Origin of the sequence: Christensenella minuta (genome assembly GCF_003628755.1) — a bacterium.
GTDB classification, from domain to species: domain Bacteria; phylum Bacillota; class Clostridia; order Christensenellales; family Christensenellaceae; genus Christensenella; species Christensenella minuta.
In genome coordinates, this window is record NZ_CP029256.1 from 297,384 (window position 1) to 316,285 (window position 18,902).

The 18,902-nt window shown below is 55.0% G+C and carries 18 protein-coding genes; all 18 read left to right on the top strand.

The window, feature by feature from the left end:
- Positions 1 to 74: 74 nt before the first annotated feature.
- The 18 genes from B1H56_RS01450 to B1H56_RS01540 all read left to right on the top strand — a co-directional run bounded on the left by B1H56_RS01450 (position 75) and on the right by B1H56_RS01540 (position 18,878).
- The gene (locus B1H56_RS01450; protein ID WP_066520249.1) at positions 75 to 1,214 is read left to right on the top strand and encodes an acyl-CoA dehydrogenase; all 1,140 of its coding nucleotides are present in this window, start codon (positions 75 to 77) and stop codon (positions 1,212 to 1,214) included.
- An 18-nt stretch (positions 1,215 to 1,232) separates the two neighbouring features.
- Entirely contained in the window at positions 1,233 to 2,015 is a 783-nt protein-coding gene (locus B1H56_RS01455; RefSeq protein ID WP_066520252.1) for an electron transfer flavoprotein subunit beta/FixA family protein, read from the top strand.
- Positions 2,016 to 2,032: 17 nt separating this feature from the next.
- Positions 2,033 to 3,058, top strand: a complete 1,026-nt coding sequence (locus B1H56_RS01460) for an electron transfer flavoprotein subunit alpha/FixB family protein (RefSeq protein WP_066520254.1) — start codon at positions 2,033 to 2,035, stop codon at positions 3,056 to 3,058.
- Positions 3,059 to 3,563: 505 nt separating this feature from the next.
- Positions 3,564 to 4,511, top strand: coding sequence for an L-lactate dehydrogenase (locus tag B1H56_RS01470; protein ID WP_066520260.1), 948 nt, complete (start codon positions 3,564 to 3,566; stop codon positions 4,509 to 4,511).
- Between the two features lie 14 nt (positions 4,512 to 4,525).
- Complete coding sequence (gene fumC, locus B1H56_RS01475; protein ID WP_066520262.1) at positions 4,526 to 5,890, top strand: class II fumarate hydratase; 1,365 nt, start codon at positions 4,526 to 4,528, stop codon at positions 5,888 to 5,890.
- A gap of 121 nt (positions 5,891 to 6,011) precedes the next feature.
- Positions 6,012 to 6,812: a CoB--CoM heterodisulfide reductase iron-sulfur subunit B family protein gene (locus B1H56_RS01480; protein WP_066520265.1), complete on the top strand. Its 801-nt coding sequence runs from the start codon at positions 6,012 to 6,014 to the stop codon at positions 6,810 to 6,812.
- Between the two features lie 38 nt (positions 6,813 to 6,850).
- Entirely contained in the window at positions 6,851 to 7,201 is a 351-nt protein-coding gene (locus B1H56_RS01485; protein WP_066520650.1) for a 4Fe-4S dicluster domain-containing protein, read from the top strand.
- Between the two features lie 149 nt (positions 7,202 to 7,350).
- The gene (locus B1H56_RS01490; RefSeq protein WP_066520652.1) at positions 7,351 to 9,336 is read left to right on the top strand and encodes a CoB--CoM heterodisulfide reductase iron-sulfur subunit A family protein; all 1,986 of its coding nucleotides are present in this window, start codon (positions 7,351 to 7,353) and stop codon (positions 9,334 to 9,336) included.
- Positions 9,327 to 9,776, top strand: coding sequence for a hydrogenase iron-sulfur subunit (locus B1H56_RS01495; RefSeq protein WP_066520268.1), 450 nt, complete (start codon positions 9,327 to 9,329; stop codon positions 9,774 to 9,776). The genes B1H56_RS01490 and B1H56_RS01495 overlap by 10 nt, the downstream gene beginning before the upstream one ends.
- Entirely contained in the window at positions 9,764 to 10,741 is a 978-nt protein-coding gene (locus B1H56_RS01500; protein WP_066520276.1) for a 4Fe-4S dicluster domain-containing protein, read from the top strand. The genes B1H56_RS01495 and B1H56_RS01500 overlap by 13 nt, the downstream gene beginning before the upstream one ends.
- Entirely contained in the window at positions 10,741 to 11,772 is a 1,032-nt protein-coding gene (locus B1H56_RS01505) for a 4Fe-4S dicluster domain-containing protein (RefSeq protein ID WP_066520279.1), read from the top strand. Before B1H56_RS01500 ends, B1H56_RS01505 begins: the two co-directional genes overlap by 1 nt.
- 2 nt (positions 11,773 to 11,774) lie before the next feature.
- Complete coding sequence (locus B1H56_RS01510) at positions 11,775 to 12,602, top strand: FAD/NAD(P)-binding protein (RefSeq protein ID WP_066520655.1); 828 nt, start codon at positions 11,775 to 11,777, stop codon at positions 12,600 to 12,602.
- Positions 12,603 to 12,626: 24 nt separating this feature from the next.
- Complete coding sequence (locus B1H56_RS01515; RefSeq protein ID WP_066520283.1) at positions 12,627 to 13,328, top strand: 4Fe-4S dicluster domain-containing protein; 702 nt, start codon at positions 12,627 to 12,629, stop codon at positions 13,326 to 13,328.
- Positions 13,329 to 13,341: 13 nt separating this feature from the next.
- Positions 13,342 to 14,958: an FAD-dependent oxidoreductase gene (locus tag B1H56_RS01520; RefSeq protein ID WP_066520288.1), complete on the top strand. Its 1,617-nt coding sequence runs from the start codon at positions 13,342 to 13,344 to the stop codon at positions 14,956 to 14,958.
- Positions 14,959 to 15,037: 79 nt separating this feature from the next.
- Positions 15,038 to 15,766 (top strand): MBL fold metallo-hydrolase, encoded by a 729-nt coding sequence (locus B1H56_RS01525; protein ID WP_066520290.1) that lies wholly within the window; start codon positions 15,038 to 15,040, stop codon positions 15,764 to 15,766.
- A gap of 90 nt (positions 15,767 to 15,856) precedes the next feature.
- Positions 15,857 to 17,095 carry a glutamate-5-semialdehyde dehydrogenase gene (locus B1H56_RS01530; protein WP_066520292.1) on the top strand — a complete coding sequence of 413 codons (1,239 nt, stop codon included), beginning with the start codon at positions 15,857 to 15,859 and terminating at the stop codon, positions 17,093 to 17,095.
- Between the two features lie 12 nt (positions 17,096 to 17,107).
- Positions 17,108 to 17,719 carry an HdeD family acid-resistance protein gene (locus B1H56_RS01535; RefSeq protein WP_066520294.1) on the top strand — a complete coding sequence of 204 codons (612 nt, stop codon included), beginning with the start codon at positions 17,108 to 17,110 and terminating at the stop codon, positions 17,717 to 17,719.
- Positions 17,720 to 17,858: 139 nt separating this feature from the next.
- Positions 17,859 to 18,878, top strand: a complete 1,020-nt coding sequence (locus B1H56_RS01540) for a zinc-dependent alcohol dehydrogenase (RefSeq protein ID WP_066520303.1) — start codon at positions 17,859 to 17,861, stop codon at positions 18,876 to 18,878.
- Positions 18,879 to 18,902 lie beyond the last annotated feature (24 nt).

The following is an 18,902-nucleotide window of genomic DNA, read 5'->3' on the forward strand; positions in this document are numbered from 1 at the left end:
CCCTGTGCACGCGCCGTATACACTGCATCCGGGACTCAAAATGGGGTCCGGATCGAAACGATTAGGAGAACGATATGGATTTCACATTAAGCAAGGAACATCAGATGCTCAGGACCCTGTTTCGGGACTTTGCTGAAAATGAAGTGAAGCCGCTCGCGGAGGAGCTGGACGAGGAAGAACGGTTCCCGGTCGAAACGGTGGAGAAAATGAGAAAATACGGCTTTTTGGGCATACCCTTCCCCAAGGAATACGGCGGGCAGGGCTGCGACACGCTTGCGTATATCATGTGCGTGGAAGAGCTTTCCCGTGTGTGCGGAACAACGGGCGTAATCGTGTCCGCGCATACGTCGCTCGGCTCAAACCCCATTAAGCAATTCGGCAACGAAGAACAGAAGCAGAAATATCTCGTACCGCTCGCGAAGGGCGAAAAACTCGGCGCGTTCGGCCTTACCGAAGCCGGTGCGGGAACGGACGCTTCCGGACAGCAGACAAAGGCTGTACTGGAAGGGGACCATTATGTTTTGAACGGCACGAAGATATTTATCACGAACGCTGGATATGCGGATACGTACGTAATCTTTGCCATGACGGATAAATCCAAGGGGAACCACGGCATTTCGGCATTTATCGTTGAAAAGGATTTCCCGGGCTTTTCGGTCGGCAAAAAAGAGCGTAAAATGGGGATACGCGGCAGCGCGACGGCGGAGCTCATCATGGAGAACTGCATCGTGCCCCGGGAAAACCTGCTGGGCAAGGAAGGCCAGGGATTCAAGATCGCGATGGCGACGCTCGACGGCGGCAGGATCGGTATCGCGGCGCAGGCGCTTGGCATTGCCGAGGGCGCGTTTCATGAAACGGTGGCCTATGTGAAGGAGCGCAAGCAGTTTGGCAAGCCGCTCTCCAAATTCCAAAATACGCAATTCGTGCTCGCGGACCTGAAGGCGCGCATCGATGCGGCACAGCTGCTCGTTTACCGTGCGGCGATTGCCAAGGATACGATGGACCGCTTCTCCGTCGAGTCGGCGACCGCAAAGCTCGTTGCGGCGGAAACGGCGATGGAAGTAACTACCAAATGCGTGCAGCTGATGGGCGGCTATGGATATACGCGGGAATATCCTGTGGAGCGCATGATGCGCGACGCAAAGATCACCGAAATTTACGAAGGCACCAGCGAGGTGCAGCGCATGGTCATCTCCGGCGCAGTTTTGAAGTAAAGCAGGAGGGATAACACAGTGAATATAGTTGTTTGCATCAAACAGGTACCGGATACGAATGAAGTGAAGCTCGATCCCAAGACGGGCACGCTCATTCGCGAGGGCGTTCCCTCCATTATCAATCCGGACGACAAAGCGGGCCTTGAAGCGGCCCTGAGATTAAAAGATTCAATGGGCGCGAAAGTCAGCGTCATTTCCATGGGACCGCCGCAGGCGGACGTTGCGCTCAGGGAAGCGCTCGCAATGGGCGCGGACGAGGCGATCCTGATAACGGACAGGGCGTTCGGCGGTGCTGATACATGGGCGACTTCCTCCACTCTCGCTTCAGCGGTAAAGAAGCTGCCTTTCGATCTTATCATCACCGGACGGCAGGCCATCGACGGCGATACGGCGCAAGTCGGCCCGCAGATCGCGGAGCATCTTCATTTGCCCAACATCAGCTATGCGGAAGAGATCAAGGTCGAGGGAGACAGCATTGTCGTGAAGCGGCAGTACGAGGACCGGTACCATATCATCAAGGCGAAAATGCCGTGCCTTATTACGGCGCTTGCGGAGCTAAACGAGCCCCGCTATATGACGCCGATGGGTATCTGGGACGCCTACCACGAAAAGGAAGTTACCATCTGGACGCTCGAAGATCTCGATGTAGACCGGTCGAATATCGGCCTTAAAGGGTCTCCGACGCGGGTGTGGAAATCCTTTACCAAGCCCCTCAAGGCGGCGGGAACGGTCGTAAATACGGATGTTCAGGATTCGGTCCGGTTCCTGATGGACTCGCTCCGCAGTAAATTCGTACTGTGACGGAAAGTGGTGATACAATGAATATACAGGATTATAAAGGCGTATTCGTATTCGCACAGCAGGAAGACGGTAAACTCGCGGGCGTGTCGCTCGAGTTGGTCGGCAAGGCAAAAGAGCTCGCGAAGGACCTTGGAACAGAAGTAACGGCGGTCGTCCTCGGATCGGAGATCCGCGATATGGCGAAAAAGCTTGGACGCTACGGTGCGGACAATGTGGTCCTCGCGGACGATCCGGGCCTTAAGGTTTATATGACGGAGCCTTATGCGCATGTATTGACGCAGATCATTCAGGAAAAAAAGCCGGAAATCGTGCTCTACGGCGCGACGGCCATCGGCCGCGACCTAGCGCCGCGCGTATCGGCGCGTGTGCATACCGGCCTTACGGCGGACTGCACGGGGCTTGAGGTCGATCCGGAAACCAAAAACCTGCGCATGACGCGGCCCGCATTCGGCGGCAATATTATGGCGACGATCATCTGTCCGGAGTTCCGGCCGCAGATGGCGACGGTCCGCCCGGGCGTGATGCAGCGCATCCATCCGGCGGCGGAATCTTCTGCGAAGGTCGAAAATTACAAGGTGGAACTTCCACGGGAAAGCTTCAATGTGGAAATTCTCGACATTGTGAAAAAGGTCAGCGACAAGATGGATATTCAGGATGCGAAAATACTCGTATCCGGCGGACGCGGGATGGGCTGCCCGGAAAATTTCCAGTTGCTTGAAGACCTCGCGGCGGCGTTTGGAGGCGGTGCGACGGTAAGCTCTTCCCGCGCGTGCGTGGACGCGGGGTGGGTAGAGAAGGACAGGCAGGTCGGCCAGACGGGCAAGACGGTCCGTCCGGATCTTTACATTGCATGCGGTATATCAGGAGCCATCCAGCATCTTGCGGGCATGGAGGATTCGGACCTTATCATTGCCATTAATAAGGATGAATACGCGCCTATTTTTGAGGCGGCGGATTATGGCGTCGTGGGCGATGTGACAAAGATACTGCCTGCGTTCACTGAGCAAGTGAAGCGTGCCATCGCGGAGAAAAACGAATCCTGACGAAGCATGGCGGGGCTGTCTCATATCAGATGAAACAGCCCCGTTTTGCATTTTAGGAAAAGAATGGGAACAACGTGTTACAAGATGCGGCTCAGTTACGTATAAAATGTTAAGTTGTGAAAAAAAAGACAATAGCGCGTTAAAAAATCATGAACTTTACGCCTTTTGAGGCGCGGAAGTATTTACAAAAACGCTATAATTTGTTAAAATATACACAAACTTTGTTTTTGGTGCATGATACGCATGGGGAGCGTGCCATAGGATGACTGCAGAGAGGCAAAAAGAATGGCTTGAAGGTGGCCTGGAGCGTGAAGGGAAAGGACGCTTTAGGCTTTGTGCAGTCCCGGAATATCCGGCATGCAAAAAAGTATCACAGTCAAAAAGAGAGGGCGTACGCACCGCGGATCATAAGCGGCGTGGAATGCCTGCTTTTTTTGAAAAGAGAAGTTAGAAAAGGCGTAAGCCTGTATGTTTGCAGATGCGACAAATTTAGGAGGATGCAGTAATGAGCAGGAAAGTAACGATCATTGGCGCTGGAAGCGTCGGTTCCACGATCACGTATACGATGGCGGTTAACGGACTCGCTTCCGAGATCGTAATGATCGACGTCAATACCGAGAGGGCGCTCGGCGAGGCGATGGATATTCGCCAGGGTACGCCGTTTTGTTCCCCGATCCAGATTTATGCGGGGACTTATGAAGATGCGAAGGATTCCGATGTAGTGGTCATCACATCTGGCATGCCCCGTAAGGCCGGCCAGTCCCGGATCGACCTCGCGCAGACTAATGTGGACGTGATCCGCGAAATTGCGCCGGAGATCGTAAAGCATGCGCCGGACGCGATCTATATTCTTGTCAGCAACCCGGTGGACGTACTTACCTACACCTTTTGCAAGGTGTCCGGCCTGCCGGAAAACAGGATCATCGGCTCGGGCACAATCCTCGATACCGCGCGCCTGCGTTCGCGCCTTGCGGAATACCTCAGCATCAGCCAGAAGAGCATCCATGCCTATGTAATGGGAGAGCACGGCGACAGTTCTTTTGTCCCGTGGTCTACTGCGCGTGTGGGCAGCGTCGAAATACTTGACGACAAGGGCGGCTTCAACTTTACCGGCCGCATCAAGGCAAAGCTCAATCCGGAAGAGATCGAGCAGTATATCCGCACGTCGGGCGGCAAGATCATTGAGCGCAAGGGCGCGACCTTCTATGCGATCGCCATTTCGGTGTGCCATATCGTGGACTGTCTGTTCGGCAGCTCGAACCGCGTTATGACGGTTTCCTCCATGCTGCACGGCGAATACGGCATCGACGACGTGTGCCTCTCGATCCCGTTCATTTTTGGGCCGCAGGGTATCTGCGGAAACGTGCTTCCCGCAATGACGGAGCAGGAGCTTGAAAAACTCCAGCATAGTGCGGACGTCCTCAAAGGAGTCATCAAACAGGTTAATATCTGATTGGAGGGAACTATATGGAATACCGTATCGAACGGGACTCGATGGGAGAAATGAAAGTCCCGGCAGATAAATACTGGGCGGCGCAAACGCAGCGCAGCCTGCAGAATTTTGAGATCGGCGGGGAAGTAATGCCGCGTGAGATCACGCATGCGTTCGGAATTTTGAAGAAAGCGGCGGCGATCGCGAATTTCAACCTTGGCAAGATTAGCGAGGAAAAGAAAAATGCGATCGCGGCGGCGTGTGATGAAGTGGCCGCGGGCAAGCTCAATGACCATTTTCCGCTTGTGGTATGGCAGACGGGCAGCGGCACGCAGTCTAATATGAACGCGAATGAAGTAATCGCTAACCGCGGAAACGAGATCGCGGGAGAAAAGCTGCTGCATCCGAACGACGATGTGAATAAATCGCAAAGCTCAAACGATACGTTCCCGACGGCGATGCACATTGCCGCGGTGCTTGGGATCGAAGATAAACTGATGCCGCAGATGGACGCGCTCATCGAAACGATGAAGAGGCTCGAGCGGGAAAACGAAGGCATTGTGAAGAGCGGCCGCACCCACTTGCAGGATGCGACGCCGATCGCATTTTCCCAGGAGATCAGCGGATGGCGCAACATGCTGGAAAAAACGAGGAAAATGCTGGAGGCGGCGCTTCCGGGTCTGAAAGAGCTTGCGCTCGGCGGCACGGCGGTGGGCACCGGCCTCAACGCGCCCGAGGGCTTTGCGGAAGAAATTGCAAAGCAGATAGGGCTTCTTACGGGGAAGGATTTCGTGACGGCGGAAAACAAATTTCATGCCTTAACGTCCAAGGATGATCTGGTATTCGCCCACGGTGCGCTCAAGGCGCTTGCCGCGAATATGATGAAGATTGCCAATGACGTACGGTGGCTGGCAAGCGGCCCGCGCTGTGGACTTGGAGAGATTTTTATTCCGGAGAACGAGCCGGGAAGCTCCATCATGCCGGGCAAGGTGAATCCCACCCAGTGTGAAGCGATGACGATGATTGCCGTGCAGGTGATGGCCAACGATGTGGCCGTCGGGATGGCGGCATCGCAGGGTAACTTTGAACTGAATGTATTTATGCCGGTGTGCATCTATAATTTCCTGCAATCCGTGCGGCTTCTCGCGGACGGTATCGCGTCCTTTAACAAAAACTGCGCGGCAGGCATCAAAGCCAACAGGGAAAAGATGGCGCACAACCTGCACAATTCATTGATGCTGGTAACGGCGCTCAACCCGTATATCGGCTACGATAATGCGGCCAAGACGGCCAAAAAGGCCTATAGGGAGAATATCTCGCTGAAGGAGGCGTGCGTGGAACTCGGGTTCCTGACGCCCGAAAAGTTTGACGAGGTGTTCCATCCGGAAGAAATGGTGTGACCGGCCGAAGCGCCGTGCTACGGCATCGGCGGTGTCTTTATCCGCTATGGCTGCAACAGGTCTGTATGAATCAGGGGAAAGCCGCTTAAAAAGCGGCGTGAATTTGGAGGCAACTGGTAACATGAGATTTAGTTATTATCCGGGATGTACTTTGAAGACAAAGGCAAAAGACCTGGATCAATATGCGCGCGCATCTGCGGAGGCGCTCGGCGTGGAGCTCTGTGAACTGCCAGAGTGGCAGTGCTGCGGCGCGGTTTATCCGATGGCGGCTGACGAGGTTGCGACCAAGCTTTCGGCGGTGCGCGCACTCGCGGATGCCCGGGCGTCGTCGGGCGAGCTTATTACGCTCTGTTCGGCGTGTCATCATGTATTAAAGCGGGTCAACGGCGATATGAAGTCGAATGAGGATATACGCGGGAAGGTAAACCGCTATTTAAATCTTGATGAAGATTATGCGGGCGAAACAACTGTGCTGCATTACCTTGAAATGCTGCGTGACCGCGTGGGATTTGGCGAACTGGAGAAGAAAGTGGTAAACCCGCTCAAAGGCAGGAAAATCGGGGCCTATTACGGCTGCCTGCTGCTGCGTCCCGCCAAGGAGATGAAGTTTGATAACCCGGAAAATCCGTCGATCATCGAAGACTTTATTGCGGCGCTCGGCGCCGTGCCGGTGAAATATCCGTACCGTAACGAATGCTGCGGCGGATATGTGGTGGTGGAGGATAAGCAGGCACCGAAGAAAATGAGCGGAAAGGTTCTGAGTTCGGCGGCCAAACATGGGGCGGAAGCCGTTGTGACGGCGTGTCCCCTGTGCAAATATAATTTGGAAGAAAACAGCGGGGAAACGGGCGTTTCGGTCTATTATTTCACAGAACTGCTCGCGGAGGCGCTGGGGCTTAAGGAAAGGGGCGAGGCACAGTGACGGACGCACAAAAGGAACGCAAGGAGCTGGTGCTGCGGATGAGCGGCGTCGATCCCGGGAAGTGTATGACGTGCGGGAAATGCTCGGGAACATGCCCGGCCTACGATGAGATGGAATATCATCCGCACCAGTTTGTTTCGATGGTCAAAAAGGGCAACATCGAACCGCTGATGAAATCGGAGTCCCTGTGGCAATGCCTTTCCTGTTTCGCGTGTATGGAACGCTGCCCGCGCGGCGTAGAGCCGGCAAAACTGATTGAAGCGGTGCGCCTGCTCGTGATTCGCGAGAAGGGCGGCAATCACTTAAGCTCGCAGGAAATTCCGGGAAAGCTGGATGAAAATATGCCGCAGCAGGCAATTACCAGCGCTTTCAGGAAGTACGGGAAGTAATAAACAGCGCAGAGAATGGGGTCCCCGCGCAATCTCGAATGAGCGAAGCGAATGAGTTTTGCGGGGCAGAGGAGCAGCAGCCCCAGGGAGGTTCGCGCAAAAGGGCGAACCGGGTAAAAGGGCGCTGCGACGAGAGGAGTGAGTTTTTCTTGCAGAGGATAGGAGTTTTCGTCTGTTGGTGCGGAAGCAACATTGCGGCAACCGTGGACGTCTCGGCGGTCGCCGCGGCGGTCAAAAACGAGCCGGGGGTTGTTCTCGCCACAGATTACCAGTATATGTGTTCCGAGGTCGGGCAGGCCAAGATCAAGGACGCGGTCAAAGAGCACGGGCTTACGGGGGTCGTGGTCTGTTCGTGTTCGCCGAGGATGCATGAAGCGACCTTCCGCAAAACGGCGGCGGCCGCGGGGCTTAATCCGTATATGGTCGAAATTGCAAATATCCGCGAGCAGTGCTCGTGGATTCATAAGGATAAAGAAGAGGGAACGGAAAAGGCGATCATCCTGGCGAAAGCGGCGATTGCCAAGCTGAACCTCAACGCTCCGCTGACTGCCGGAGAGAGTCCGGTCACAAAGCGCGCGCTTGTCATTGGCGGCGGTATCGCAGGGATCCAGACGGCGCTCGACATCGCGGACGCGGGCTATGAAGTAGATATCGTTGAAAAGTCGCCGACCATCGGCGGAAAGATGGCGCAGCTTGATAAGACGTTTCCTACGCTCGACTGCGCAGCATGTATCCTGACGCCTAAAATGGTGGACGCGGCACAGCACGAGAAGATTCACCTGTATACGTACAGCGAGGTAGAGAAGGTTTCCGGCTTTGTCGGCAACTTTACGGTGGATATCCGCAAAAAAGCGCGGAACGTAAAGGAAGACCTGTGCACGGGCTGCGGTGTGTGTATGGAGAAATGTCCTTCCAAAAAGGCGAAAAGCGAATTCAATATGGGGCTTAATACCCGCAGCGCTATTTATGTGCCGTTTGCACAGGCCGTGCCCAACGTACCGGTCATCGATCACAGTGCGTGCATTCACTATAAGACGGGAAAATGCGGCTTGTGTGAAAAGAGCTGTCCGTCAAACGCGATTGATTTTGAACAGCAGGACGAGATTATCACACGGGAATACGGCGCGATCATCGCAGCGACGGGCTTTAATCCGATTCCCATGGATGATTTTGACGAATATGGGTATTCCCAAAGCCCGGATGTGGTAACGAGCCTTGAGTTCGAGCGCTTAATGAACGCGGCAGGGCCCACAAAGGGCGTGCTGCTTCGCCCGTCGGACGGGAGGCATCCGAAAACGCTGGTGTTTGTGCAATGCGTAGGCTCGCGCGATACCACGGAGTGCGGAAAGCCGTATTGCTCCAAAATATGCTGCATGTATACCGCGAAGCACGCGATGCTTGTGCGGGAGAAATATCCGGACACGGAGGTTTATGTATTTTACATCGACGTGCGGACGCCGGGGAAAAACTTCGATGAGTTCCAGCGCCGCGCGGTAGAGCAGTATGGCGTGAATTACGTCAAAGGCATGGTCGGCAAGGTCGCGGAGGAAAACGGCGTGCTTAAGGTACAGGCGTCCGACCTCATCGGCGGCACGCAGATGCATATCGATGCGGATATGGTGATCCTCGCGGCAGCGATCGAGCCGGATAAGAGCGCCCGTCCGCTGGCGACGATGCTGACGGCGAGCATGGATACGAATGACTTTTTCACGGAAGCGCATCCCAAGCTGCGTCCGGTGGAAAGCCCGACGGCGGGCGTATTCCTCTCGGGCATATGCCAGGGGCCGAAGGATATCCCCGAAACGGTCGCACAGGCAGGGGCCGCCGCCTCTAAGGTCATTGGGCTGCTGGCAAAAGATAAATTGACGTGTAATCCGTGCGTAGCGGGTGCGAACGAGCTTTTGTGCAATGGGTGTTCGGCCTGCCAGAATGTGTGTCCGTACGGCGCGATCGAATATGTGGAAAAAGAGATCAACGACCACGGCGTGCGCGAAACGCGCAGAGTGGCGCAGGTCAACGAGGCCGTATGCCAGGGCTGCGGCGCGTGCACGGTTACGTGCCCGTCCGGAGCGATGGACCTCAAGGGCTTTACCAATAAACAAATCATGGCGGAGGTGGACGCAATATGCAGGTAGAAAAGCAAAAAGCGGGCGAATTTAAGCCTTTGATCGTCGCGTTTTGCTGCAACTGGTGCAGTTATGCCGGTGCAGACCTCGCGGGAACGAGCCGCCTCAACTATCCGGCCAACGTAAAAATTATCCGCGTACCCTGCTCATGCAGGGTAAATCCGCTGTTTATCCTGCGGGCGTTCCAGCGCGGTGCGGACGGCGTGATTATCAACGGGTGCCACCCGGGAGACTGCCACTATTCGACGGGGAACTATTATGCGCGCCGCCGTATGGCGCTTTTGTTCAGTATGCTTGAATACCTCGGCATTGAAAAAGGACGCACGCGTGTGGAATGGGTGTCGGCGGCTGAAGGCCAGCGCTTTGCGCAGGTGATGAATGAATTTGTAGAGACCATCCATGGTTTGGGTGAGAATAAGAGACTGGAGGATCTGAGATGCAAGCGGTAGAGAAAGCAATCAGGGAAAAAGCGCGCGCGCTGCTTGCGGACGGCACGGTGGACCGGGTGCTCGGCTGGGAAAAGGGCGACTATTGCTACGACAATACGCCTGCTGTTTTCACGGCGGAAAATTTGGACCGTCTCGTATACAACAGTTTCTGCGGCGCGAATTTGAGCAAATATCTCATTGCGGAGAGTAAAAAAGAGGGCAGGGTGCTTGCGCTTTTAAAGCCCTGCGATACCTATAGCTTCAACCAGCTTATAAAGGAACACCGGATCGACCGGGAAAAGGTCTATGTGCTGGGTATCCCCTGCCACGGCATCGCGGATGTGGAAAAGCTGAATGTGAGAGGCATCAAGGGCATCGAAAGCATCTCGGAGGACGGCGGAAAGCTCATAGTGCAGACGATGTATGGCGAAAAAGAGTGCGAATTAAACGACGTTCTGCTCGAACGCTGTTTAGCCTGCAAGGGACCGGAATATATGGCGGCGGACGATACGGTCGAAGACCCGGCGCCGGTGGAGCTTCGCACACACGGTCGGTTCGGTATGGTCGAAAAGCTCATGCAGATGACGCCGGACGACCGGTTCGGGTTTTGGCGCAGCGAGCTTTCAAAGTGCATCCGCTGCAATGCGTGCAGGAATGTGTGTCCTGCATGCTCATGCCTGAAGTGCGTGTTTGACAACGACGCATCGGGCGTCGGCAGCAAGGCGAATGTGGATACGTTTGAAGAAAACATGTTCCATATCATTCGCGCGTTTCACGTCGCGGGCCGGTGTACGGACTGCGGGGAATGCAGCCGCGTGTGCCCGCAGGGGATTCCGCTGCATCTTTTGAACCGCAAGTTCATTCGTGATATCAACGAAAATTACGGCGAATATCAGGCCGGTGCGGACGACAACTCGCCATGGCCGCTGGTGGACTACACGCAGGACGATGTGGAGCCAGGCGCCATCAAAGGAGGGAAGAACTGATGCAGAAAATAGCGATAGACCGCATTCCGGAGCTTTTTTCCGCGATTGCCGCAGAGCGGGCATTATATCTTCCCCTGAAGAAAAAAGGCGCGGTCAATTTTGGGAAGTGGGAGAAAGGCGCAGAGGTAGACCTCAGTGCGCTCCATACAGTGAAATCCCCGAAGGATCTGTTTTTCCCGCAGAGTGAGGACCTGGTTTCCTTCAAGATGCAGGGAAAAGAAATTTCTGTCGACGCCCCGGATGCCCCGGATGAGAAATTCGTCATTTTCGGAGTGCGCGCATGCGACGCAAAGGGGATGGAAGTTCTCGACAGGGTATTTCTCTCCGACCCGGTGGATACCTACTACCAGGCACGGCGGAAAAACGGCGTCGTTGTAACGCTTTCGTGCTCCGCGCCGGAAGAAACGTGTTTTTGTTCGGTGTTTGGGATCGATCCGGCACGGCCGGGCGGGGATGTTTCCGCATGGATCGCGGACGGCGGGCTCTATGTAAAGGCCTTGACGGAAAAGGGAGAAGCGTTCCTTTCCGGGCTTTCGCTGCTTGAGGCGGCGGATGAAGCGGAGATCGAACCGGCCGTAAAAGCTCTTGGGGAGATCATGGAAAAGCTTCCCTTGAAGGACCTCGACCTTAATGGAATCGACGGAAATGCGACTGAAAAGCTGTTCGGTTCCGAACAATGGACGGAGCTTTCCCGGGCGTGCCTTGGCTGCGGAACGTGCACTTATGTATGCCCGACCTGCCAGTGCTACGACATCCGCGATTTTGATACGGGAAGGGAAATCCGGCGTTACCGCTGCTGGGATTCGTGTATGTATTCCGATTTTACGCGCATGGCGCACGGGAATCCGCGCAAAAGCCAGGTGGAGCGTTTCCGCCAGCGGTTCATGCACAAGCTTGTATACTTCCCCGCCAACAACGACGGGATGTATTCATGCGTAGGCTGCGGACGCTGCGTTGCAAAGTGCCCGATCTCCATGAATATTGTAAAGGTCGTAAAAGCGTTGGGACCGGAGGCGAGGAATAAGGTATGAATATGAGACACGATACGCTGATCCCGCAAATCGGGGTCATTACGGATATCAGGAAGGACACGCCGGACGTAAAAACATTCCGTGCGGTGTCACCCGGGGGGGGCGTGGTTTTCAAGCATATGCCCGGCCAGTGCGCCATGCTTTCCATCCCGGGGGTAGGAGAAGCGATGTTTTCCATCACTTCGTCGCCGACGAATACGGAATTTATGGAATTCAGCATTAAAAAGTGCGGCTGCCTTACGGACTGGCTGCACCAGATGGATGTTGGGCAGCAGATTACGATTCGCGGACCGTACGGCAATGCGTTCCCGGTGGAAACGGAGCTTCGCGGCAAGGACCTGCTGTTTATTGCCGGCGGCATCGGCCTCGCGCCGCTGCGCTCGGTAATCAACTATGTGCTGCATTACCGTGAAAATTATGGGAAGGTCGATATCGTCTATGGTTCGCGCTCCAAGGAAGATCTTGTGGATTTCGATGAAATCAAAAACGAATGGTCGAATGCGGAAAATGTGAACGTATATCTTACGATTGACCGCGAACAGGAAGGCTGGGACGGTCATGTGGGCTTTGTGCCTACTTATGTGAAAGAACTCGGCTTTTCTACGGATAAAACGGCGCTCGTATGCGGACCGCCGATCATGATAAAATTCGTTCTGGGCGCGCTTTCTGAGCTCGGTTTCGATAAGACGCAGGTTTATACGACAATGGAGCTGCGGATGAAATGCGGAGTCGGCAAGTGCGGACGCTGCAACATCGGTTCCAAATACGTGTGCAAGGACGGACCGGTTTTTCGCTGCGACGAGCTTGAAGAACTGCCGGACGAGTACTGATTGAGAGGAGAGACACAGAAGGTTATGGAGAAAATGGTAAATGTCTTCCTGTTTGGAAAAAAATATAGTGTCCCAGCGGGCCTTACCATCATGGGGGCGATGGAATACGCGGGATATAAGCTTGTGCGCGGATGCGGATGCCGCAACGGTTTCTGCGGAGCGTGCACGACGATCTACCGCGTCAAAGGTGACAACACGCTGAAATTCTGCCTTGCGTGTCAGACAACGGTGGAGGACAATATGTATGTTGCGACCCTGCCGTATTTCCCGATTGTGAAGCCGCTTTACGATATCGGGGAGGTGCGCCCGGACGAGCAGGTCATGATGCAGCTTTATCCGGAAATCTACAAGTGCATCGGCTGTAACGCATGTACCAAGGCATGTACGCAGGATTTGAAGGTCATGCAGTATATCGCGCACGCCCAGCGCGGCGAATACGGCAAATGCGCAGAGCTTTCGTTTGACTGTGTGATGTGCGGAGCATGCTCCGCGCGCTGCCCTGCCGAGATATCGCATCCGCAGGTGGCGGTCCTTGCGCGCAGGCTTACCGGAAAATATATCGCGCCCGAAGCGAAACACCTTACACAGCGCGTGAAGGACATTGAGCACGGCGACTTCACCCAGCTGCTCGAGGATGTGGCGGCAAAGCCCATTGAGGAACTGAAAGAGCTTTACAACCACAGGGAAATCGAAAGCGACCAGACGGCACCGACAGACGAGGATTAAGGAGGCGGGAAATATGTTTACACCGGAAATGCTTGCTTCGGCGAAGAAAGTCGAGGCGACAAGGGCACAGAGGATCGGCATGGAGCCGAAAAGGATGACCGCCGAAGAAAAGCACAATCTGCTGCGGGAATTTCATCCGGATTATAAGACGGATGGCTTTGAAAATTTGAAAATAGGTCCCAATAAAGGGGAAAAAGTCCCGAAGGAGCTGGCGGCGCTTTTGCAGGCAAACAGCCGCGTCAAAGGGCTGGACCTTGATCTTGGCCGTATTGCCTATGATGTGGACGTGCTCATCATAGGCGGCGGCGGCGCGGGCGCGTCTGCGGCTATCGAGGCCGCGGGCGGCGGCGCGAACGTGATGGTTGTGACTAAGCTGCGGATGGGCGATGCGAACACCATGATGGCGGAGGGCGGCATCCAGGCTGCCGACAAGGCGAACGATTCCCCGGCAATCCATTACCTTGATGCGCTCGGCGGGGGACATTATGCAAACAAGCCGGACCTGCTGAAAAAACTTGTGACAGAAGGGCCGGGGGCCGTCAAATGGCTCAACGATCTCGGCGTGATGTTTGATAAAGCGCCGGACGGCACGATGATTACCACGCACGGCGGCGGTACGTCCCGCAAGCGTATGCACGCGGCGCGCGATTATTCGGGCGCAGAGATCATGCGCGTGCTGCGCGACGAGGTTTGGAACAGAGGAATCCCGGTTGTGGATTTCACAGCGGCAGTGGAATTGATTCTCGATGAAAACGGCCGTGCGGCAGGCGCTGTGCTGCAAAATATGGAAACGGGCGAATACCTGGTGGCGCGCGCGAAGACGGTGATTCTTGCGACTGGCGGCGCGGGCAGGCTGCACTACCAGGGTTTTCCGACTTCGAACCACTATGGTGCGACGGCGGACGGCCTCATTCTTGCCTACCGCGCGGGAGCGAAGCTGCTTTATCAGGATACGCTGCAGTACCATCCGACGGGCGCGGCCTTCCCGGAACAGATATTCGGTGCTCTTGTAACGGAAAAGGTGCGTTCGCTCGGGGCGATGCTCATCAACTCAGAGGGCGAGGCATTTATGCATCCGTTGGAAACGCGCGACGTCGCGGCAGCTTCCATCATCCGCGAATGCAAGGCGCGCAAGAAGGGAATCCCGACCCCGGAAGGCTGCGGCGTATGGCTTGATACGCCGATGATCGATATGATTCACGGCGAAGGAACGCTTGAAAAACGAATCCCGGCAATGCTGCGGATGTATATGAAATATGACATCGATATGCGCGAGGTGCCGATTCTTGTCTACCCGACGCTGCACTATCAGAACGGCGGCGTCGATATTTCGGTTGACGGCCAGAGCGGCGTGGAAAACCTATTTATCGCCGGTGAAGCGGTAGGAGGCATCCACGGCAGGAACCGCCTGATGGGCAATTCGCTTCTCGATATCATCGTATTCGGGCGCAACGCGGGCAAGAACGCGGCGGCAAAGGCGAAGAATGTAAAGGGCGGAAAGCTGACCCTTAGGCATGTGGAAGCCTATGCGCAGGAAATGGCGGATGCCGGCATCGTGAGCGATAAGGTGTCTCCGCTGTTGCTTCCGACCTATACGCATGGCCGCGAAAAATGGCAGGCGGAAAAATAAAAAATCAGAAAAACCGTCCGGCAGGGGCGGTTTTTTGGTTATAATAATAGATAGAGAGAAAACCAATGGAGAGTGGGCTATGCAAACGCAGATCACGTATCTTGACAACAGCGGCTTTGCAGTAAAAACGAAGCGGCATTTTTTGATTTTTGACTGCTGGGCTAAGCATCCGGCCAATGGAAAGCAGGGCCTTGCAGGCGGCATAATCGTCCCGGAAGAGCTTGCGGGAAAGTATGTTACCGTCTTTGTTTCCCATGCCCATGGCGATCATTTTAATCCCATGATTTTTAGATGGGCGGATAAAATCCAGGATATTCGTTACGTACTTTCTGACGACATCCCTTCGCGTGCGGGCGCGCTGATGGCTGCGCCGCACCGTAGCTATGACCTTGGAGATATGACGGTAGAGACTTTCCGTTCCACAGACGAGGGCGTGGCGTTTCTCACAAGAGTGGACGGGCTTTCCATCTATCACGCGGGAGACCTCAACTGGTGGCACTGGAAAGGGGAAGACCCGTGGTGGAATGAGGATATGGCCCGCGATTACAAAAAAGAAATCGGCCTGCTGGCGGACAAACAAATCGATATTGCGTTTATCCCGGTCGATCCCCGGCTGGGAGACAGCATGCTGCTTGGGATCGAGTATTTTATGGAACATGTTGGCGCGAAGATGGTGGTTCCCATGCACTATGGAAGTGCGGGCGCAGAGGCGGCGCATGCGCTGCGCGCATCAAGGGTGCTGGCACCCTTTCGCGGACGCATCGTGATGCCGCTTACACGCGGGCAAAGCATTGTTTTTGAAAAGTAAGCGCATGGATTGTACGAAAACGGGCAAAAGGCGTGTTGTACTTCATGAAAGGGAATGTTATACTGAAAAAAACGGAAAAGGAGTGTTCCCATGGGTAAGGTAATACAGGTGGCAGAAGCGGCGAAAGCGGCAAAATCTGCAATGAACCGCCTGAATACAATTGAGAAAAACAGAATCCTTGAGGCGATGGCGGCGGGCCTTCTGTCCCACACCGAAGAGATTATGAAGCAAAATGCGCTTGATGTGGACGCGGCGCGTGAGAAAGGGCGTACGCCCGCACTGATCGACCGTTTGGCGCTCGATAAAAAACGGATACAGGCAATGGCGCAGGGCCTGCGTGACGTAGCGGAGTTGCCCGATCCGATCGGCGAAATTATCCATGCGACCAAGCGCCCGAACGGTCTTCTGATTGCGAAACAGCGTGTGCCTATGGGAGTGATCGGCATCATTTATGAGGCGCGCCCGAATGTGACGGCGGATGCGGTCGGCCTGTGCCTCAAGACTTCAAATGCGGTTGTTTTGAAGGGCGGCAGCGAAGCGATCCATTCCAATAAGGCGATCGCGGACGTACTGATCCGCGCAGGAGAAGCGGCAGGTATGCCAAAGGGAGCGGTGGGCCTTATCACGGATACCTCGCGGGAAGCTGTTGCCGGAATGATGAAGCTGAACGATTTGATAGACGTGCTCATTCCGCGGGGCGGCGGCGGGCTGATTCAGTCCGTTGTACAAAACGCGACCATCCCGGTCATCCAGACGGGGGTAGGTAATTGCCATATTTATGTCGACCAGACCGCAGATTTTGAAATGGCGACAGCGATTACGGTCAACGCGAAAACCTCGCGGCCGGCAGTGTGCAACGCGGCGGAGAGCCTGCTTGTGCACCGCGGTATCGCGGCGGAATTCCTGCCGAAGGTATTCCGGGCGCTGAAAGAAAAAGAAGTGGAGATCCGCGGAGACGCGTTCTGTCAGAAATACGGCGCGGTCCCCGCGACGGAGGAAGACTACGACACGGAATTCCTCGATTATATTATTTCCGTGAAGGTAGTCGACGATGTGGATGCCGCCATCGACCATATCAATATGCACGGAACGGGCCATTCCGACGCCATTATTACGAATGATTACCGCAACGCGGAGCGTTTCAAGGCGGATGTGGATTCGGCGGCGGTGTACGTCAACGCCTCCACACGCTTTACGGATGGTTTTGAGTTCGGTTATGGCGCGGAGATCGGTATCTCCACACAAAAGCTCCATGCGCGCGGGCCGATGGGCCTTGCGGAGCTCACTACCGCCAAATTTGTGATCGATGGAGACGGACAGATACGTTAGGAGGAATGACATATGGATAATGAAAACCTGATACCGGATCTGGAACCGGAAGCGGAAGAGCTTCTGGTGAAACGGGTAAAACAGCATAAGGTCATGGGATGTATCATTGCGGTCTGTATGATCGTGCTTGGCATACTGCTGCTGGTGATGCCGGAAGGCGTCGGTTTTGCGGTCAATTATACGGTTGCGGCCGGGATTCTTTTAATGGGAATATACGAGCTGGTGGCTTTTTTCCGGACGTCGCCGCCCTTTCGTAATGAAGGCTCACTTGCCAGCGGCGTGATTCTTGCGCTTATGGGCATCGTGATTATTGTCCTTTCGGTCGGAGATCCTGAAAACCAGATCGCCATGATGGGGATATTTACGACGGTGCTCGGCTTTTTCGCGTTATACCGCGGGATCCTGGAATTCTTTTCCTACAGCCAGTTCAGACAGCTGGACGCCAAGGATACCGGCTGGCTGATGATGAGCGGGGTGCTGAACCTCATCATCGGCGTGCTGATGGTGATTCTGCCTTTTACCGGCCTTATTTCGGTCGCGCTCGTTCTCGGTATTTACCTGATTGTCGCGGGCGCCGCGCTTTTTGCCGAAGCGATATCGGGTAAAGTAGCAAGAAAACACTGAAACTTATCAGTCATTATTTTACGGGCCTTTGCCGCACGCGGCAAAGGCTTGGTTGTATCTCCGGGGATACAGAAGCAAAAGCCGGGAACAGGCGCGGCCCTGCGGTCCGGGCATAAAAGTCAGAAAGGAGCAATCATATATGAAAGCGGCCTATCTAAAAGCGCCTTATCAGTTTGAAATAAGGGATGTAGAGTTGCGGGATTTGAAGCCGGAAGAAGTGCTGATCCGCGTAAAAGCGTGCGGATACTGCGGACACGACAATATCCTTGCCAAATATGCCGCGGAGGACTGGCAGCCGTTCGGACATGAGCTTGCGGGAATCGTCGAGCGGACAGGGGAAACAGTTACCCGGCTTGCCGCGGGGGATCATGTGGCTGTCGAAACGTCTATCTTTGATCCGGGAGCGGACGTCAGCCTCAACGGACGCGTAGACCTCGATATGAACGGTCCTAATTTCATGTCAATGGGTGATAACAGCATGGGTTTTTCGGAATATGTGGTTGCGCCGGAGCTTCTGTGTGTGAAGTTCAGCGGCCTTTCCTTTGAGGAAGGCGCATTCTTGGAGCCGCTCGGCGTGGCGATCGACCTGATCAAAACAGCGGATATTAAACTGAATGACGATGTGCTTGTAATGGGTCTCGGGCCAATCGGCCTTATGGCGCTGCAGATGGCGAAAAAGAGCGGAGCGCGCAGGGTATATGCCGCCCAGCGTTCAGGAGCGGACGCGCGAATTGGTCTGGCGAAACAGTTCGGAGCGGACGGTGTTATTTTTACGGACAAGGTGAACCTTGCGGAATTCGCGTTTGAGCGCGGGGGCGTGAACCACGTGCTCGTTACCTCGCCGCCGGATACCATCGATGTGGCAACCAGGATATGCGCGGTGGGAGGGATCGTTTCCTTCCTGGGGATCGGCTATGGGGAAAAGGAAACGTTTTCCCTGAACTCCAACGTTATTCATGGGAAAAAATTGCAGATCAGAGCGTCGAACGCGATCCCGGCGCTGTATTTCCCGGAGGGGATCGGCCTCCTGAAAGCGGGAATCGTCGACGTAAAACCGCTGATTTCGCACCGCTTTGCACTGGAAGACGCCCCGGAGGCGCTGAAAAGCTTTATCGCGGACCGAAACCACGGCGTTAAGGCGATGATGGTAAGTGAATAAGACACGAAAAGAAGCCGCACGCAG

Excerpts from the sequence above, each read along its gene's own strand:
- B1H56_RS01515 (WP_066520283.1), top strand. The coding sequence starts at position 12,627 with ATGGAGAAAATGGTAAATGTCTTCCTGTTTGGAAAAAAATATAGTGTC.
- B1H56_RS01525 (WP_066520290.1), top strand. The coding sequence starts at position 15,038 with ATGCAAACGCAGATCACGTATCTTGACAACAGCGGCTTTGCAGTAAAA.
- B1H56_RS01460 (WP_066520254.1), top strand. The coding sequence starts at position 2,033 with ATGAATATACAGGATTATAAAGGCGTATTCGTATTCGCACAGCAGGAA.
- B1H56_RS01505 (WP_066520279.1), top strand. The coding sequence starts at position 10,741 with ATGCAGAAAATAGCGATAGACCGCATTCCGGAGCTTTTTTCCGCGATT.
- B1H56_RS01495 (WP_066520268.1), top strand. The coding sequence starts at position 9,327 with ATGCAGGTAGAAAAGCAAAAAGCGGGCGAATTTAAGCCTTTGATCGTC.
- B1H56_RS01530 (WP_066520292.1), top strand. The coding sequence starts at position 15,857 with ATGGGTAAGGTAATACAGGTGGCAGAAGCGGCGAAAGCGGCAAAATCT.
- B1H56_RS01540 (WP_066520303.1), top strand. The coding sequence starts at position 17,859 with ATGAAAGCGGCCTATCTAAAAGCGCCTTATCAGTTTGAAATAAGGGAT.
- B1H56_RS01535 (WP_066520294.1), top strand. The coding sequence starts at position 17,108 with ATGGATAATGAAAACCTGATACCGGATCTGGAACCGGAAGCGGAAGAG.
- B1H56_RS01480 (WP_066520265.1), top strand. The coding sequence starts at position 6,012 with ATGAGATTTAGTTATTATCCGGGATGTACTTTGAAGACAAAGGCAAAA.
- B1H56_RS01470 (WP_066520260.1), top strand. The coding sequence starts at position 3,564 with ATGAGCAGGAAAGTAACGATCATTGGCGCTGGAAGCGTCGGTTCCACG.
- B1H56_RS01485 (WP_066520650.1), top strand. The coding sequence starts at position 6,851 with ATGAGCGGCGTCGATCCCGGGAAGTGTATGACGTGCGGGAAATGCTCG.
- B1H56_RS01510 (WP_066520655.1), top strand. The coding sequence starts at position 11,775 with ATGAGACACGATACGCTGATCCCGCAAATCGGGGTCATTACGGATATC.
- B1H56_RS01500 (WP_066520276.1), top strand. The coding sequence starts at position 9,764 with ATGCAAGCGGTAGAGAAAGCAATCAGGGAAAAAGCGCGCGCGCTGCTT.
- B1H56_RS01450 (WP_066520249.1), top strand. The coding sequence starts at position 75 with ATGGATTTCACATTAAGCAAGGAACATCAGATGCTCAGGACCCTGTTT.
- B1H56_RS01520 (WP_066520288.1), top strand. The coding sequence starts at position 13,342 with ATGTTTACACCGGAAATGCTTGCTTCGGCGAAGAAAGTCGAGGCGACA.
- fumC (WP_066520262.1), top strand. The coding sequence starts at position 4,526 with ATGGAATACCGTATCGAACGGGACTCGATGGGAGAAATGAAAGTCCCG.